This is a genomic window from Nonomuraea sp. NPDC005501, assembly GCF_040605905.1.
Classification (GTDB): Bacteria; Actinomycetota; Actinomycetes; order Streptosporangiales; family Streptosporangiaceae; genus Nonomuraea.
This window is the reverse complement of record NZ_JBEXDT010000002.1, coordinates 46,638-60,916: the sequence shown is the minus strand read 5'-3', so window position 1 is coordinate 60,916 and position 14,279 is coordinate 46,638. Positions and strand designations below refer to the sequence as shown.

The following is a 14,279-nucleotide window of genomic DNA, read 5'->3' as shown; positions in this document are numbered from 1 at the left end:
TGCCCCATGAGAAATGCCCGGGCAGAATGCCCGGTGAGAACGCCCGGTGAGAACGCCCGGTGGAAGAGCCGGTAGGAGAGCCATGTCCGACGCCCGCCCGGAGTCCGGAGCGCCCCGCCTCGCCGAGACCGGCGTCGGCCCGCGGCCGCCGCGCCCGGACCGGCCCCTGGGGCGCCGGCTGCGGCGGGTCCCCTGGGCCACGCTCGGCGCGGTCTCCGTGGGCGGGATGCTCGGCGCGCTGGCCCGCTGGGGCATCACGCTGGCCTTCCCCCACGCGCCCGGGGCGTTCGCCTGGGCCACGTGGGGGGTCAACGTGACGGGGTGCCTGCTGATCGGCGTGCTCATGGTCGCCGTGACCGAGGCGTGGCGGGTCCACCCGCTGGTGCGGCCCTTCCTGGGGGTGGGCGTGCTGGGCGGGTACACCACCTTCTCGACGTACGTGGTGGACGCGCAGAGGACGCTCCAGGCGGGCGAGCCGCGCACGGCGCTGGCCTACCTGGGGGGCACGCTGGTCGCCGCGCTGCTGGCGGTCCACCTGGGCGACCGTCTGGGCCGCCTGCTGTTCCTGGACCGGCGGCCAGGAGAGGAGGAGCGATGAGACTCCACGGCTCGGCGTTGCGCCTGACCGTCTACGTCGGGGAGAGCGACGTGTGGCGGCACAAGCCGCTCTACCACGAGATCGTGCACCGGGCCCACCGCGCGGGGCTGGCGGGGGCCAGCGTGATGCGCGGCATCGAGGGCTTCGGCGCCTCCAGCCGCATCCACACCACCCGGATCCTGTCGCTGTCGGAGGACCTTCCGCTGGCGATCGTGATCGTGGACGCGCCGGACAAGGTGCGGTCCTTCCTGCCGCAGCTCGACGAGCTGGTCACCGAGGGGCTGGTGATCCTCGACGAGGTGGAGGTGATCCGCTACGCGGGCCGCTCCTCCGGAGACGCCGCCTTCACGGAACCGGCGGACGGGACGGACGCGGACGGGCCGTACGGGACCGGCGCGGGCGGGCGCGACTCGTGACCGTGCTGCTCGTCGCGCTGGGGGCCGCCGTCGGCGCCCCGCTGCGCTATCTGGCCGACCGGGCCGTGCAGGCGCGCCACGACTCCCTGTTCCCCTGGGGCACCCTCACGGTCAACGTGCTCGGCTCGGCCCTGCTGGGCTTCCTCGCCGCCGTGCCGGCGCCCGGCCCCGTCATGGCCCTGCTGGGCACCGGCTTCTGCGGCGCGCTGACCACGTACTCGACGTTCGGGTACGAGACCGTGCGGCTCGTCCGCGACGGCGCCGGGACGTACGCGCTGCTCAACGCGCTGGGCAGCGTGGCGGCCGGGTTCGGCGCCGCGTGGTGCGGCATGACGGTCGCCCTGGCCCTGTGATCGCCGGATCAGAGGAAGACGTAGCACTCCACCTCGGAGCGCCGGTAGGACAGCCCCTGCGCGACCGAGTCCGTGACGCAGGAGCGCTCGGACGGGCTCAGCATGAGCTTCCCGCACACCGTCACGCCGGAGTAGGTCCGGCAGTCCAGTGACGGGTCGGCCGCGCCGATGCGGTAGGTGGCCCTCACGTTCGAGCGGCAGCGGGCGCGCGCGCCGGGCGTGTTCGCGTACGAGCACTGGCGGAGCAGGATTCGGTACTGGCGGCTGCTGACGTTCTGGCCATCGCCGTCATCGTCCGCAGCGGCCCCATGGGCGTCGGAACTCGCCGAGCTCAGGTCGCGAAGATCTCCGTCGGCCCGCGCCGAGGCGGCGCACAGGCCGAGCATGACCACCACCCCGAGACCAGCGGCAACGATCTGTTTCATGGCACCCCCCACAAGCGGAATACCGTCCCTAACCTCGCCCAAAACACCACAATTCGCCTCCCCCGAGCAGACTCGGCGTGTCGCGCCCGGGAAGCCTTCGCCCGGCGGGAGAGCCCGGGAGGCAGGAGGTGCCGACGTTACACCTGAGTCCGGTGGTCCACCTGGCGGTGTCGCGTGACCAGGGAGGACCTGAGAGCGTCCAGGTCGCTGTACGGCCTGCCGGCGGCGTGGGGGTGTTGCCTGACGAGCCGTGAGGCGGGCAGGGTGGGGCGGGTGAGCAGTGATGAGACGCGCGACGGTGTGCCGCTGACCAACCTGGACCAGCCACTGTTCGACGGGTCCGGCGCCACGAAACGGGACCTGGTCGACTACCTCGACGCCGTCAGCGACCGGATCCTGCCCGCCCTGCGCGAGCGCCCCCTGTCGGTCGTGCGGGTCCGCCCCGGTCAGCCGGCCTTCATGCAGAAGAACGTCCCCAAGTACGCCCCGTCCTGGGTGCGCACGGTCTCCGTCTGGGCCGAGGCGTCGCACCGGCAGGTGTCGTACGCCCTGTGCGACGACCGGCGCACGCTGCTGTGGTTCGCCAACCAGCGGGCGGTGGAGTACCACCCGGCGCTGGCGCGCGCCGGCGTCCCCACCCACCTGGTGCTCGACCTCGACCCGCCGGACGGCGCCGCGTTCGGCCTCGCCGTGCGCGCGGCCCTGCTCGTCCGGCAGGCGCTCGCCGACGCCGGCCTGGCCGGGGCGGTCAAGACCAGCGGCGCCAAGGGCGCGCACGTGTTCGTGCCCGTGGAGGAGGGCGTCCCGGCGGAGGACCTGGCGGCGGCCACCCGGGCCGTGGGCGCCCGGGCCGCGCGCCTCGACCCGGAGCTGGCCACGACGGCGTTCATCCGGGAGGACCGCGAGGGCAAGGTGTTCATCGACTCGACCCGGGCGGGCGGCGCGACGGTGGTGGCCGCCTACAGCCCGCGCGTCCGGCCGGACGTGCCCGTGTCGTTCCCGGTGCCCTGGGAGGAGCTCGAACAGGTGAGCCCGCGCGACTTCACCGTCCGGTCCGTGCCGGGGCTGCTGGACGGCCGTGACCCGTGGGCGGAGCTGATGCCGCCGCCGCAGCGGCTGCCCGCCGGCCTGGTCGAGGAGGGGCACACGATCCCGGTGGCACGGGTGCAGGCCATGCACGAGGGCAAGCGCCGCGCCCGTGCCCGCCGGGGCGAGTGACCTCGTCGCTACTGGATCTGCTCGAACGGGGTCGGGGCCTGGCCGGTCCAGCGGTGCAGCTGGGCGCGGCCGGTCTGCTTGGTCACGCCGTCCTCCACGACCGTGCCGTCCTTGGCCAGGTAGAAGCGGCCGTCGTCGAGCGAGGCCAGGCCGTACTGGCCGCCCGACTCCCATCCCCACACGTCGGTCGCGTCGTGGTGCAGGCCCTGGCGCAGCAGCGGGAGGAGCGCGCCCCGCTCCGGCTGCGGCTGCCCCTCGATCGGGCCTTCCACCGGGCGGGCGGAGCCGTCGACCACGAACAGCGAGTAGTTCGGGAACTGCGGCTTGACGCCCTTGTAGACGGCCATCAGCCAGTTGCCCGACCGGCGGTCGTACTCCAGGTTCTGCACGCCGTAGGTGGTGTTGCCGGTGCGGACGAAGTACTTGCCGTCCGACCGCTCCGGGCCGGCCGTGTGCGGCTGGGCCTGGGTGAGCGGGCGCTCGTACCGGCGCCAGTCGCGGATGTCGTACTGGAGGATGACCTGGTGGTCGTTGTCCTGGCGCGTGGTGTTGGAGTAGATGCCGTAGGCGACGGTCAGCTTCTGCCGGCCGCCGCGCTTGCCGAACTCCGGCCCGAAGGCGACGCCGTCGATGCCGCTGCACCCGTAGCGGTGGTCGGGGGTGTTGCCCGTGTTGCCGTCGAAGACGCCGTCGCCGTTCATGTCGGCGCTGTAGTCGTCCACCACGTCCTTGAGGTAGACGGCGGTCACCACGTCGGAGCCCTCGGCGTTCATGCCGAGGCTGGTGATCCGGTCCACGTCGAAGATGGCGATGTAGAACGCCTTGGCGTCCTTGTACTCCAGCGATCCGTAGACGCGGCCGTCCTTGTCGTTGAAGTCGAGGTCGCCCAGGTGGCCGGTGAACCCGGTGACCGAGCCCACCGGCTTGCCCTTCATGTCGGTCTTGACCAGGAGGTTGGTGAAGGAGAAGTACATGTACCCCTTCTTCTGGTCGATGGCGATGCCCTGCACGTGACCCGACTGCCAGGCTCCGCCGTTCACCTCCGCCGGTAGCTCGATCGGCCGTGCCTCCGCCCGCGCCGCGACGGCCGGGGCGGAGGCGAGGGCGCCAGAGAGCGTGGAGGTGAGGGCTGCCGTGAGCAGTACGTGTGCGACCCGCATGTTCTTCCGTGTGCCTTCCGAGGGGGAAAAGTACTCGAAAGATCCTTACAGACCATGTCCGGCGCGTCCATGGCCGGAAGTCAAACTCCGCGCGACGCGCGCCGGAACGGTTCGGCGGGCCTCCTGCCCGTCACGGGATGGGAGTGTCGCTGTGCCGGCAGGCGCGGGGCCGCTCGGGGCGCTCGCCGGTCCATCCCGCCTCGGGCGCCCACGCCTGGTAGTACATCATCGTCCCCTTCGCGGCCCCCTCGGTGCTCCTGCCCGCTGCGGTGGTGTGGGCGAGGACGGTGCCGGTCCGCGGGTCCAGGATGGTGGCGTGCACCTCCGGCAGCTCGTCCTCCGCGCCGAACTCCATGAAGAATCCCTCGCTCTTCCCGAACGTGACCGCGAGGCCCTCCCGGCCCAGGGGATCGACGGCCGGGCCGATCACCTTGGTCGTCGGCAGCCCCGCGAGCAGCCGCAGGGCGGCCGCCCGGACCGAGGGCCTGACCGGCATCTCCAGGAGATACCCGGCACGGGGAAGGAACTCCTCGAAGCTCACCGGGCCCATCCTGTCCTCACGCCCCTCCCAGCGGGTTCGCAGGACCTCCCGCAGCCGGATGGCGTCGTCAGGCAGGGCGGCGAGGTCGGCGACGGTGAGCTCGCCCAGCCGCCGGTCGCCGTACATGCCGCCCGGCTCGGCCGCGCGGGTGTAGAGGCAGTCGGAGGGCTTGGACCGCAGCCGCACCTTCACGCATTCGTCGGCCCCGGGCGCGCAGACGCGCTTGAGAGTCGTCGGAGAGCCGGCCGCACGCCAGGCCCGCTCGTCGGCCGGGGTGGCCGGCCGGACGAACATCTTCCGCTGCTCCGCCTGGACGGGATCGCCGGGGTCGCGCGGCTGCCAGAGGTCGATCCGGTCGGAGTACAGCACGTTGAACGTCCGGTCGCCCGCGCGGACGCGGATGAGCCCGTTGTCGAGCAGCGGCCTGCGCCAGTAGGCGTCGCTGTCGTCGGGCAGACCGGCGACCCGGTCCGCCAGCCGGAGCAGGGCGCCAGCGCCGGCGTCGGGCGCGAGCACCGGCGGCGGCGCGGGCGCGGTGGTCAGGTTCGCGACCAGCGCGACGACGGCCATGACGACGGCCACCGTGGCCGCGGCCGTCCCCAGGGTCCACCCCCAGGTCCTGCCACGCCACCCTGCCCGCCCCGCCTGGCGCGGCCGCACCGGCTCCTTCCGGGCCGCGGCCAGCCGGGCGCGCGCCTTCTCGACCACCTCCGCCCGGGGCGGCGGCGCGTCCGGCAGTGACCTCGCCAGGAGATTCAGCTCATCCATGGGTCTCCTCCAAGGGGTTGACGTCGCCGAGTGCTTCGCGGAGCTTCCTGCGGGCCCGGCTGAGGCGGGACGCGACCGTCCCCGCCGGTATCCCGAGGGCGGCGGCGACCTCGGCGTGGCTGAGGTCGCCCAGCACGCTGAGCAGGACGACGTCACGGTCTCCGCGGCTGAGCCCGGCCAGCGCCCCCGCCAGCCTGCCGGTCAGCCCGCCGGCCGCCACGCGGGCCAGCGTGGCGTCCTCGTGGTCGTGCTCGGGGCGCTCGGTCGTGCGGCTGAGCGCCTTCCATCTGCGGATCTCGGTACGGCGGTGCCGCGCGACGACGTTGGTGGCGATGCCGTACAGCCAGGGCCGCACCCCTCCGCGTGAGGCGTCGTAGCCGCCCCGGTAGGCCGCCAGGAACACCTCCGCCGCCAGGTCGTCGGCGGCGTCGTCCGACAGCCGCCTGGCGATGTAACGGTGGATCTCGGAGAAGTGCGCGTTGAAGACCTCCTCGAAACCGGCCCGGAGATCGGGCGGGTCGGCCAGGTCAGGGGGAACGGCCATGCAGGCATCTCCGCTGGGTCGGTGGACGACGATCGCCCCTTCTTTCCCGGAGGGCCCCGATGCTTTCACGGCCCGCCCTTCGCCCGGCTTCCGCTGTGGGCGATTCCGCTGTGGGCGTGCGGAGCCACCCGGGTGTGCCGGAGTGCGCCAGAGTGTGGGGCATGAAGCTGCTGGTGCTGGGCGGGTCCGACTTCGTCGGCCGGGCCTTCGCCGAGGAGGCGCTCTCCCTCGGCCACGACGTGACGGTCTTCAACCGGGGCACCCGGGCGGCCCCCGCGGGGGCGAGGGCCCTGCGCGGCGACCGGTCGGCCCCGGGCGGGCTGGCCGCGATCCAGCGCGGCGAGTGGGACGTCGTGGTGGACACCTGGTCCTCCGCGCCGTCTGCCGTCCGCGACGCCGCCAACCTGCTGGCGGGGCGGGCCGAGCACTACGTGTACGTCTCCAGCCGCTCCGTCCACCCCTACCCGACGGCGGCGGGCGCCGACGAGAGCGCGCCGGTGGTGGAGGCGTCACCCGACGACGGCGGCGACGTCGACTACGTCCACGCCAAGGCGGGTGGCGAGCTGGCGGCCGTGGCCGCGTTCGGCGACCGGGCGCTGCTGGCCCGCCCGGGGCTCATCCTCGGCCCGTACGAGAACATCGGGCGGCTGCCGTGGTGGCTGAGCCGCATCGCCCGCGGCGGCACGGTGCCCGCCCCCGGCTCCCCCGGCCTCGGCCTGCAGTACATCGACGCCCGCGACCTGGCCCTGTGGTGCCTCGACGCCGCCGGGCGCGGGCTCGGCGGGGCCTACAACACGGTGAGCGTCCCGGAGTTCACGACGATGGGCGAGCTGCTGGAGACCTGCGTCCGGGTCACCGGCTCCGACGCGGAGCTGCGCTGGATCGACGCCGGCACGGTCCTCGCGGCGGGCGTCCAGCAGTGGACCGACCTGCCGATCTGGGCCGTGGACGAGGGGCACGAGACCATGCACCAGGGCGACGCGTCCAAGGCGGTGGCGGCGGGCCTGCGGTGCCGGCCGGTCGAGGAGACGGTGGCCGACACCTGGACCTGGCTGACCGGCATCGGCGGCCAGGCCCCGCCCCGCCCCGGCCGCCCCCCGGTGGGCCTCACCCCGGAGGCGGAGGCCAAGCTCCTCAGCCTCTGACCGCTTGTGGAGGCCCGGTCGCCTTCGCGGGAAGCCGGGCGCCCCCACCGGAACCCGGGGGCCTTCAGCCCGAGCGCCTTCACGAGCCCGGGCGCCTTCACGAGCCCGAGCGCCTTCACGGAGGCCCGGCGCCGTGGGACTCGCGGGGCCCCGGTGAGTGCCTCCCGCCTCCGCGGCGGTTACCGTGGGTGATCGTATGAGTCGATTCCTGTTCTCACCGCGGCGGCCGGGCGTGCTCCGGTGGATCTCCCACGGCGCGTTCGGCGCGCTGCTGGTGTCCGCCCTGGCCATGACCGCCGGCGACGGCGGCACGGCCGTGGCCGCCGGCGGCGCGCTGCTCGGCGGCCTGTACGTCGCCTGGGTGCTCCTGGAGGGCGAGCTGGTCCCGGGCCGGCCGGGGCTCGCGCTGCTGTGCCTGCTGCCGGTCGTGCTGACCTGGGCCGCGCTCGCCGCCGCCGCGCCGCCGTTCGTCTGGCTGGTCCTCCCGCTCGCCCTCACCTGCGCGCGGGCGCTGCCCCTGTGGGCGGGCGCGTTCGCCGCGAGCGTGCTGGCCTGCGGGTCCGTCATACTGATGATCACCCACACCGGCCTGTGACTCAGGGCGTGACCACCGGGAAGTCCGGCATGGCGTCGTCCAGGAGGGCCACCAGGCGTTGCAGCGCCCCGATGTTGCCCTCCCGCTCGACGCCCTCCGCGCCCCGGCCGCAGAGCAGCCCGACGAGCTGCTGCCTGCTCAGCCGCAGCGTCAGGTCCACCGGCCCGTCCGGCGGGTCCTGCTGCCGCACGAGCGCGCCGTTCGACAGCGTCGTGCGGTGGCGCTCCCCCAGGTCCGTCAGGTGCCAGTCGATCGCCAGGCTCTCGTTCCAGGCGCGCGGTCCGTGCAGGCGGATGGCGATCGAGTCGAAGATCCGGTCCACGGGAAGCGCCGCGACCAGGTCGGGGCACTGCGCGGCGGGCACGGCCGGCACGATCCCGTCGGCCAGCTCCAGCGCCCCGGTCAGGTAGAGGTTGCGCCACGTGGCGTTCTCCGCGCCGTGCCCCAGCCTGGTGTAGACCTCGGCGAGCAGGTCGCGGGCCTCCTTGTTGCCCTCGTCGGCGAAGACCGCGTGGTTGAGGAGCTGAGCGGCGAAGCGCAGGTCGCCCTGGGAGAGGTAGCCGCGCGCGAACTCGACCACGGCGCCGCCGCCGCCCAGGCACCTGACGTACCGGATGGCGCTCTCGCGCGGCGGGTGCTCCCACAGGTGCGCGGGGTTGCCGTCGAACCAGCCGAGGTAGCGCTGGTAGACGGCCCGGACGTGCTGGCTGAGCGCGCCGTGGTAGCCGCGCGTGTGCCAGGCGTCCTCCAGCGCCGGCGGCAGCGGAAGCGTCTCGGCGATCTCGGACGCGGTGAGCCCCTTGTTGATCAGGCGCAACGTCTGGTCGTGCAGGTACGTGTGCAGGTCCCGCTGCCCGGTCAGGAACCGGGCGACGCCGTCCGCTCCCCAGACCGGCCAGTGGTGCGAGGCGAGCGCGACGTCGGCGCGGCCGGCGAACCGCGTGATCGTCTCGGTCAGGCAGCGGACCCACACGCGGGGGTCGCGGACCGCCGCGCCGTGCAGGGGCAGCAGGTCGTGCTGGTCACGGGTGACGTTCTCGGCCAGGAAGAGGGCCCGGTGGCCGGGGAAGAGGAACGCCATCTGCGGCGGGTCCCCCGCGCCGGCCATGAGCTGGAACTCCATCCGCACCCCGTCCACCACCTCCTCCTGGCCGGTGCGGGTGACGGTCACCGTGGGCGGGACGAACGAGATCGCACCGGTGGAGGCGGCCAGGCCGAGGCCCGCGCCGATCTGGCCGAGCGGGGAGCGTTCGAGCGCCTGGCCGTACGTGTAGACCGAGCGGCGCGTCACGGCGGAGCGGGCGTGGCCGTGCTCGGACGCCGCGTGCTCCATGAACCCGTCCGGCGCGAGGATCGGCACGCCGCCGCTCGTGACGCCCCGCACGCCGCCGAAGTGGTCCACGTGGGAGTGCGTGTAGACGACACCGGTGACGGGCCGGTGCCCCCGGTGCGCGCGGTACAGGCCGAGGGCCGCCGCCGCGCACTCGACCGAGACGAGCGGGTCGACGACGACGACACCGGTGTCGCCTTCGACCAGCGTCATGTTCGACAGGTCGAGCCCTCGCACCTGGTAGACGCCCTCGGTCACCTCGTACAGGCCCTGACGGGCGCAGAGCCGGCCCTGCCGCCACAGGCCCGGATGCGCGCTGTCGGGGCACTCCTCCTGGAGGAAGGCGTAGGAGTCGCCGTCCCAGACGACCCTGCCGTCGCTGTTCCTGATCACCCCGGGGTCGAGCCTGGCGACGAAGCCACGGCCGGCGTCGTCGGAGTCGTCACGATCATGGAATGGAAGGTCCGACATGCTCCCCTGCATGCCCGCCTTCCGGTACGGACAGGGTCAACAGAGTCTGGCAATACGGACAAACCCCTACCTCTGCCGGAGGTGCGCGGGGGCCGTGTGATTGGCTGGAGGCTGACTGATCGTCATGGGGGTTTCGCGGTGGAAGCGTGTGTGTTCGACCTCGACGGGGTGCTCGTCGACTCCGAACCCGTCTGGGAGGAGGTACGGCGCGCCTACGTCGCCGACAACGGCGGCACGTGGCGGCCCGACACGCAGTCCCGGCTCATGGGCATGAGCACCGGCGAGTGGGCCGCGTACCTGCACGAGCTCGGCGTCGGCCGGCCGCCGGAGGAGATCGCCCGCCAGGTGGTGGACGCGATGGCCGAGCGCTACCGCGAGTCCATCCCGCTGATGCCCGCCGCCCAGGAGGCCGTACGGCGGCTGGCCGGGCGCTTCACCCTCGGACTGGCCAGCTCCTCGCCCCGGCGGCTGATCGACGTCGTCCTCGACGCCGCCGGGCTGGACGAGTGCTTCGCCGCCACGGTCTCCACCGAGGAGGTCGAGCGCGGCAAGCCCGCCCCCGACGGCTATCTGGAGGCCGCCGCCCGGCTGGGCATCGACCCCCGCGCCTGCTTCGCCGTCGAGGACTCCAGCAACGGGCTCCGGTCGGCGCACGCGGCCGGGATGCGGGTCGTCGCGGTCCCGCACCCCCGGTACCCGCCCGCGCCCGACGCCCTGGAGCTGGCCTGGCTCGTCGTCCACGACCTGGGCAAGCTCACCCCGGAGACCCTCCAGCCATGACCCGCCGCCCCGCCCTGATCCGCCCCCGGACCGCCGGCGACCTACCCGCCTGCGTGCGCGCCCTGCAGGAGGTCCACGCCGCCGACCGCTACCCCGTGGACTGGCCCACGGACCCGGCCGGTTGGCTCACGCCCGACGACCTCGCCCAGGCGTGGGTGGCCGTCGACGACGACGGCCGGACCGTGCTCGGCCACGTCGGGCTGGCCCGGCCGGACCAGCACGTCAGGCAGCTCGTCGGCATACCGGTCGGCGCCGTCGTGTCCCGCCTGTTCGTCGTCCCGCGCGCCCGCGGCCGGAGCGTGGCGGCCGGCCTGCTCGCCGCCGCCCGCGCCGCGCACGCCGCCGACGCCCCGCCCCTGGCCCTGGAGGTCTCCAGCGAGGGCCGCGCCGCGATCGCGTTCTACGAGCGGACCGGCTGGCGGCGCGTGGCCAGCAGCCGGGCGGACTGGCTGAACGCGGCGGGCGAGCCCGCCCTGCTGCACCACTACGTGAACCCCTAGGGATATCCTCTGGAAATCGTGCGTGACATCACGGTTTTCTCCGGCTCCGCCCACCCGCAGCTCGCCGAAGAGATCTGCGCCCATCTCGGCACTCCGCTCCACCCCGTGGCGATCAACCGCTTCGCCAACGACGTGCTGGAGGTCCAGCTCCAGGCCAACTGCCGCGAGCGGGACGTGTTCCTCATCCAGCCGCTGGTGCCGCCCGTACAGGAGCACCTCGTGGAGCTGCTGCTGATGCTGGACGCGGCCCGGGGCGCGTCGGCGGCTCGTACGACCGTGGTGCTGCCCCACTACGCCTACGCCCGCAGCGACAAGAAGGACGCGCCGCGCATCTCGATCGGGGCCCGGCTCGTCGCCGACCTCATGGTGGCGGCCGGCGCCGACCGGGTGCTCGCGATGACCCTCCACTCGCCGCAGGTCCACGGCTTCTTCAGCGTGCCCGTCGACCACCTGCACGCGCTGCGGGAGCTGGCCAAGCACTTCCGCCGCTACGACCTGTCCAACACCGTGGTCGTCTCGCCCGACCTCGGCAACGCCAAGGAGGCCGCGGCCTTCGCCCGGCTGCTCGGGGCCGGGGTGGCGATGGGCGCCAAGCAGCGCTTCAGCGACGACCGGGTGGTGATCAGCTCGGTCATCGGTGACGTCGCCGGCAAGGACGTGATCATCCTGGACGACGAGATCGCCAAGGGCAGCACGGTCATCGAGCTGCTCGACCGGCTGCGGGAGCGCGGCGTCAACTCGGTGCGGATCGCCTGCACGCACGGCCTGTTCGCGGCCGACGCGATCGAACGGCTCGGCGCGCTGCCCGAGGTCGCCGAGATCGTCTGCACCAACACCGTCCCGCCGCCCCGGCCGAGCGACAAGCTCACGGTCCTGTCGATCGCGCCCGCGCTGGCCGAGGCCATGCGCCGCATCCACGACGGCGAGTCGGTGAGCGCCCTGTTCAGCACGTCCTGATCGTCGTCCGGGCGGCGTGGCATGCTCGTCAGGTGATCGACACGGGACTCGCCGGCCAGGTCGTTCTCGTCACCGGCGGCGGCCGCGGCATCGGGGCGGCCATCGCGCGCGCCTTCGCGGCCGAAGGCGCGCGGGTGGCCGTCCACGGGTTCGCCGGGTCCGCGCCGCCACCGGGCGTCACCTGGGAGCACGTCACCCCTCCCCTGGACGAGGCCGAGGAGCTCGCGGCCGGGCTGGGCGGCGGCGCGATCGCGGTGCGCGCCGATCTGATGGAGCCGGACGCCCCCGTGCGGCTGTTCGACGTGGTGGAGAGCCGGCTCGGGCCCGTTGACGTGCTCGTGAACAACGCCGCCCACTGCGAGAGCCCCGACACGTTCGAAACGGTCACGGCGGCCGGGCTCGCGCGCGCCTACCAGGTGAACGCGATCGCCCCAACCCTGCTCATCGCCGAGCTGGCACGCCGCCGGCGGCCAGGGCACTCAGCCAGTGCGGTCAACGTCTCCACCGACGCGGCCCGCGCGTTCCCCGGCCAGGTGGGGTACGGCACCTCGAAGGCGGCCCTGGAGGCGCTGACCCGGGCGGCGGCGCTCGACCTGGCAGCGGCCGGGATCAGGGTCAACGCGGTGGCCCCGGGGCCGGTGCAGACGGGCTGGATGGACGCCGCCACGGAGGAGCACGTCCGGTCGATCGTGCCGCTGGGACGGGCCGGGGAGCCGGCCGACATCGCCGGCGCGGTGGTGTTCCTGGCCTCGCGGCAGGCCCGGTACATCACCGGCCAGGTCCTTCAGGTCGCCGGCGGCCACGCCCTCTGACCCCCGCGGGCCGACGGAGGCCGGCGGCCGTGGAGGGGGCGGCGTCGCGCTGTCGTCGCGGTGGGCAGGGGTCCTCGCTTCACCGGCGGTCACAGGACGCGGGTGAGCCTGGTCAGGGCCTCCGTGATCTGCTCGGGGGTGAGGCCGAGGTCCGAGCGCTGGTAGGAGTACACCTCGGGGGCGAGCGGCGCGAGCAGCGGGTCGACGAGCGCGTCCGGGCGCGGCGTGCCCGCCGCGACGAGCAGCGAGCGGACGTGCGCCCGCCAGAAGCCGTACGCGCCGGTCTCGAACCGCGTGCGGCCGACCTCGCTGCCCAGCACCAGGTGGACGTGGTCCTCCAGCAGCCGCACCATCGCGGCGTAGAACGCGGCGAGCCGTTCGGCCGGCGGCGCCCCCGGGCCGAGCGGCGGGTCGCCGCGCAGCAGGCGCTCCTGCAGCTCCCGCTCGTGCTCGTCGAGCAGCGCGACCGCGATGGACGCGCGGTCCGGGTAGCGGCGGTAGAGCGTGCCCCGGCCTACTCCGGCGGCCTTGGCGATGTCGTCCATCGTCACCTCGTGCGGCGGCCTGGCGGCGAACAGCGCGGCGGCGGCTTCGAGGATCCGGGCGCGGTTGCGCGCGGCGTCGGCTCTCTCCATGCCCACCAGTTTAGGTGGACACTGCGTCCGGTTATGGTTAACTGGACGTAGTGTCCGCTTAGAGATCGGAAGAAGCCATGCTGCTCCACCTGGACGCCAGCGCGCGCCGCGCCTCGTTCTCCCGCCGGCTGTCGAAGGCGTACGCCGAGAGCTGGCGCACCGCGCACCCCGACGCGGGATACGTCTACCGCGACCTGGCCGCCGACCCCGTGCCGCACATCGGCGAGGCGTGGACCGAGCTGTGCGACCACATCCTCGAACACCAGATCACCGACATCTCCCGCTACGAGGAGGCGGTCCGCACCCCCGCCCGGCGCGAGGCCTGGGCGATCGTGAAGCCGCTGCTGGACGAGGTGGTGGCGGCCGACGTGGTGCTGATCGGCACGCCGATGTACAACTTCTCGATCCCGTCGTCGCTGAAGGCCTGGATCGACCAGATCACGTTCCCGAAGATGTCGCTCAAGGGCCGCTCGTTCGTGGTCACCGGCGCCCGCGGCGGCGCGTACGGCCCGGGCACCCCGCGCGAGCCGTACGACCACCAGGAGCGCTATCTGCGCGACTTCTTCCAGGGCCACTTCGCGGTCGAGGACGTCACGTTCTTCCACGCCGAGCTGGTCAACTCCCGGCTCGACCCGGCACTCGCGCACCTGCGCGGCAAGCACGAGGAGTCGCTGGCCGCGGCCCTGAAGGCGGTGTCGTCGTGAGCTGGCTCGTCCTCCTCCTCGCCGGGCTGGTGGAGGTGGCCTGGTCCCAGAGCATCAAGCCGACGCAGAACTTCACCCGCCCGGTGCCCACCCTGCTCTGCCTCGCCCTGATGGCCGCCGCCGTCTGGCTGCTCTCCCAGGCCATGAACACGCTGCCCGTCGGCACCGCCTACGCCGTGTTCACCGGCATCGGGGCGGTGGGGGCGATCACGCTGGGCGTCGTGCTCGGCGACGACCCGATCTCGGTGGGGCGGATGGCGGCGGTGAGCCTGATCGTCGTGGGGATAGTCTTGGCGCGAATCACGACATAGGCGGAAAGGGTCGGAT

At 73.6% G+C, this 14,279-nt stretch carries 18 protein-coding genes; 12 read left to right on the top strand and 6 right to left on the bottom strand.

Features of this window, described 5'->3' with window-relative positions:
• The first annotated feature begins 82 nt into the window (after nt 1–82).
• From ABZS51_RS02190 to crcB, 3 genes are read left to right on the top strand one after another with little or no spacing between them, the layout of a single operon-like run.
• On the top strand, nt 83–598 hold the full coding sequence (locus ABZS51_RS02190; RefSeq protein ID WP_355435025.1) for a CrcB family protein: 516 nt from the start codon (nt 83–85) through the stop codon (nt 596–598).
• Nucleotides 595–1,014 carry a DUF190 domain-containing protein gene (locus ABZS51_RS02185; RefSeq protein ID WP_355435022.1) on the top strand — a complete coding sequence of 140 codons (420 nt, stop codon included), beginning with the start codon at nt 595–597 and terminating at the stop codon, nt 1,012–1,014. The genes ABZS51_RS02190 and ABZS51_RS02185 overlap by 4 nt, the downstream gene beginning before the upstream one ends.
• Nucleotides 1,011–1,367, top strand: a complete 357-nt coding sequence (gene crcB, locus ABZS51_RS02180) for a fluoride efflux transporter CrcB (protein WP_355435019.1) — start codon at nt 1,011–1,013, stop codon at nt 1,365–1,367. Before ABZS51_RS02185 ends, crcB begins: the two co-directional genes overlap by 4 nt.
• An 8-nt stretch (nt 1,368–1,375) precedes the next feature.
• On the opposite strand, the gene ABZS51_RS02175 is transcribed toward crcB, so the two are convergent.
• Nucleotides 1,376–1,792: a hypothetical protein gene (locus ABZS51_RS02175; RefSeq protein WP_355435016.1), complete on the bottom strand. Its 417-nt coding sequence runs from the start codon at nt 1,790–1,792 to the stop codon at nt 1,376–1,378.
• A gap of 273 nt (nt 1,793–2,065) precedes the next feature.
• Between ABZS51_RS02175 and ABZS51_RS02170 the strand changes: the two genes are divergently transcribed.
• Entirely contained in the window at nt 2,066–3,010 is a 945-nt protein-coding gene (locus tag ABZS51_RS02170; protein WP_355435013.1) for an ATP-dependent DNA ligase, read from the top strand.
• A gap of 8 nt (nt 3,011–3,018) precedes the next feature.
• Here the strand turns inward: ABZS51_RS02170 and ABZS51_RS02165 are convergent, their stop codons facing one another.
• From ABZS51_RS02165 to ABZS51_RS02155, 3 genes are all read right to left on the bottom strand, one after another.
• Complete coding sequence (locus tag ABZS51_RS02165; protein WP_355435011.1) at nt 3,019–4,170, bottom strand: hypothetical protein; 1,152 nt, start codon at nt 4,168–4,170, stop codon at nt 3,019–3,021.
• Between the two features lie 130 nt (nt 4,171–4,300).
• On the bottom strand, nt 4,301–5,479 hold the full coding sequence (locus tag ABZS51_RS02160) for a hypothetical protein (RefSeq protein ID WP_355435008.1): 1,179 nt from the start codon (nt 5,477–5,479) through the stop codon (nt 4,301–4,303).
• Nucleotides 5,472–6,023, bottom strand: a complete 552-nt coding sequence (locus ABZS51_RS02155; RefSeq protein WP_355435005.1) for an RNA polymerase sigma factor — start codon at nt 6,021–6,023, stop codon at nt 5,472–5,474. The genes ABZS51_RS02160 and ABZS51_RS02155 overlap by 8 nt, the downstream gene beginning before the upstream one ends.
• Nucleotides 6,024–6,184: 161 nt before the next feature.
• Here ABZS51_RS02155 and ABZS51_RS02150 point away from each other — a divergent pair, with 161 nt between their 5' ends.
• Nucleotides 6,185–7,168, top strand: a complete 984-nt coding sequence (locus tag ABZS51_RS02150) for an NAD-dependent epimerase/dehydratase family protein (protein ID WP_355435002.1) — start codon at nt 6,185–6,187, stop codon at nt 7,166–7,168.
• A 196-nt stretch (nt 7,169–7,364) separates the two neighbouring features.
• The gene (locus tag ABZS51_RS02145; protein ID WP_355434999.1) at nt 7,365–7,763 is read left to right on the top strand and encodes a hypothetical protein; all 399 of its coding nucleotides are present in this window, start codon (nt 7,365–7,367) and stop codon (nt 7,761–7,763) included.
• A 1-nt stretch (nt 7,764) separates the two neighbouring features.
• Here the strand turns inward: ABZS51_RS02145 and ABZS51_RS02140 are convergent, their stop codons facing one another.
• Complete coding sequence (locus ABZS51_RS02140; protein WP_355434996.1) at nt 7,765–9,564, bottom strand: alkyl sulfatase dimerization domain-containing protein; 1,800 nt, start codon at nt 9,562–9,564, stop codon at nt 7,765–7,767.
• Nucleotides 9,565–9,702: 138 nt separating this feature from the next.
• Here ABZS51_RS02140 and ABZS51_RS02135 point away from each other — a divergent pair, with 138 nt between their 5' ends.
• Genes ABZS51_RS02135 through ABZS51_RS02120 form a run of 4 tightly spaced genes read left to right on the top strand, consistent with a single transcriptional unit; the run spans nt 9,703 to nt 12,613 of the window.
• A complete protein-coding gene (locus ABZS51_RS02135; RefSeq protein ID WP_355434993.1) occupies nt 9,703–10,344 on the top strand; it encodes an HAD family phosphatase in 642 nt (213 codons plus the stop codon).
• Complete coding sequence (locus ABZS51_RS02130; RefSeq protein WP_355434990.1) at nt 10,341–10,844, top strand: GNAT family N-acetyltransferase; 504 nt, start codon at nt 10,341–10,343, stop codon at nt 10,842–10,844. Before ABZS51_RS02135 ends, ABZS51_RS02130 begins: the two co-directional genes overlap by 4 nt.
• Nucleotides 10,845–10,862: 18 nt before the next feature.
• Nucleotides 10,863–11,801 carry a ribose-phosphate pyrophosphokinase gene (locus ABZS51_RS02125; protein WP_310707005.1) on the top strand — a complete coding sequence of 313 codons (939 nt, stop codon included), beginning with the start codon at nt 10,863–10,865 and terminating at the stop codon, nt 11,799–11,801.
• A 32-nt stretch (nt 11,802–11,833) separates the two neighbouring features.
• Nucleotides 11,834–12,613 carry an SDR family oxidoreductase gene (locus ABZS51_RS02120; RefSeq protein ID WP_355434987.1) on the top strand — a complete coding sequence of 260 codons (780 nt, stop codon included), beginning with the start codon at nt 11,834–11,836 and terminating at the stop codon, nt 12,611–12,613.
• A gap of 89 nt (nt 12,614–12,702) precedes the next feature.
• Here ABZS51_RS02120 and ABZS51_RS02115 read toward each other — a convergent pair whose 3' ends face one another.
• Nucleotides 12,703–13,248 (bottom strand): helix-turn-helix domain-containing protein, encoded by a 546-nt coding sequence (locus ABZS51_RS02115; protein WP_355434984.1) that lies wholly within the window; start codon nt 13,246–13,248, stop codon nt 12,703–12,705.
• Nucleotides 13,249–13,325: 77 nt separating this feature from the next.
• Between ABZS51_RS02115 and ABZS51_RS02110 the strand changes: the two genes are divergently transcribed.
• Together ABZS51_RS02110 and ABZS51_RS02105 are read left to right on the top strand one after the other, a co-directional pair.
• The gene (locus ABZS51_RS02110) at nt 13,326–13,952 is read left to right on the top strand and encodes an NAD(P)H-dependent oxidoreductase (protein ID WP_355434981.1); all 627 of its coding nucleotides are present in this window, start codon (nt 13,326–13,328) and stop codon (nt 13,950–13,952) included.
• Nucleotides 13,949–14,263 (top strand): multidrug efflux SMR transporter, encoded by a 315-nt coding sequence (locus ABZS51_RS02105; RefSeq protein ID WP_355434979.1) that lies wholly within the window; start codon nt 13,949–13,951, stop codon nt 14,261–14,263. The genes ABZS51_RS02110 and ABZS51_RS02105 overlap by 4 nt, the downstream gene beginning before the upstream one ends.
• Nucleotides 14,264–14,279 lie beyond the last annotated feature (16 nt).

What these genes read in the sequence shown, in the direction of transcription:
- ABZS51_RS02190 (WP_355435025.1), top strand. Translation starts at nt 83, where the DNA reads ATGTCCGACGCCCGCCCGGAGTCCGGAGCGCCCCGCCTCGCCGAGACC.
- ABZS51_RS02185 (WP_355435022.1), top strand. Translation starts at nt 595, where the DNA reads ATGAGACTCCACGGCTCGGCGTTGCGCCTGACCGTCTACGTCGGGGAG.
- ABZS51_RS02175 (WP_355435016.1), bottom strand. Translation starts at nt 1,792, where the DNA reads ATGAAACAGATCGTTGCCGCTGGTCTCGGGGTGGTGGTCATGCTCGGC.
- ABZS51_RS02165 (WP_355435011.1), bottom strand. Translation starts at nt 4,170, where the DNA reads ATGCGGGTCGCACACGTACTGCTCACGGCAGCCCTCACCTCCACGCTC.
- ABZS51_RS02160 (WP_355435008.1), bottom strand. Translation starts at nt 5,479, where the DNA reads ATGGATGAGCTGAATCTCCTGGCGAGGTCACTGCCGGACGCGCCGCCG.
- ABZS51_RS02155 (WP_355435005.1), bottom strand. Translation starts at nt 6,023, where the DNA reads ATGGCCGTTCCCCCTGACCTGGCCGACCCGCCCGATCTCCGGGCCGGT.
- ABZS51_RS02150 (WP_355435002.1), top strand. Translation starts at nt 6,185, where the DNA reads ATGAAGCTGCTGGTGCTGGGCGGGTCCGACTTCGTCGGCCGGGCCTTC.
- ABZS51_RS02145 (WP_355434999.1), top strand. Translation starts at nt 7,365, where the DNA reads ATGAGTCGATTCCTGTTCTCACCGCGGCGGCCGGGCGTGCTCCGGTGG.
- ABZS51_RS02140 (WP_355434996.1), bottom strand. Translation starts at nt 9,564, where the DNA reads ATGTCGGACCTTCCATTCCATGATCGTGACGACTCCGACGACGCCGGC.
- ABZS51_RS02130 (WP_355434990.1), top strand. Translation starts at nt 10,341, where the DNA reads ATGACCCGCCGCCCCGCCCTGATCCGCCCCCGGACCGCCGGCGACCTA.
- ABZS51_RS02115 (WP_355434984.1), bottom strand. Translation starts at nt 13,248, where the DNA reads ATGGAGAGAGCCGACGCCGCGCGCAACCGCGCCCGGATCCTCGAAGCC.
- ABZS51_RS02110 (WP_355434981.1), top strand. Translation starts at nt 13,326, where the DNA reads ATGCTGCTCCACCTGGACGCCAGCGCGCGCCGCGCCTCGTTCTCCCGC.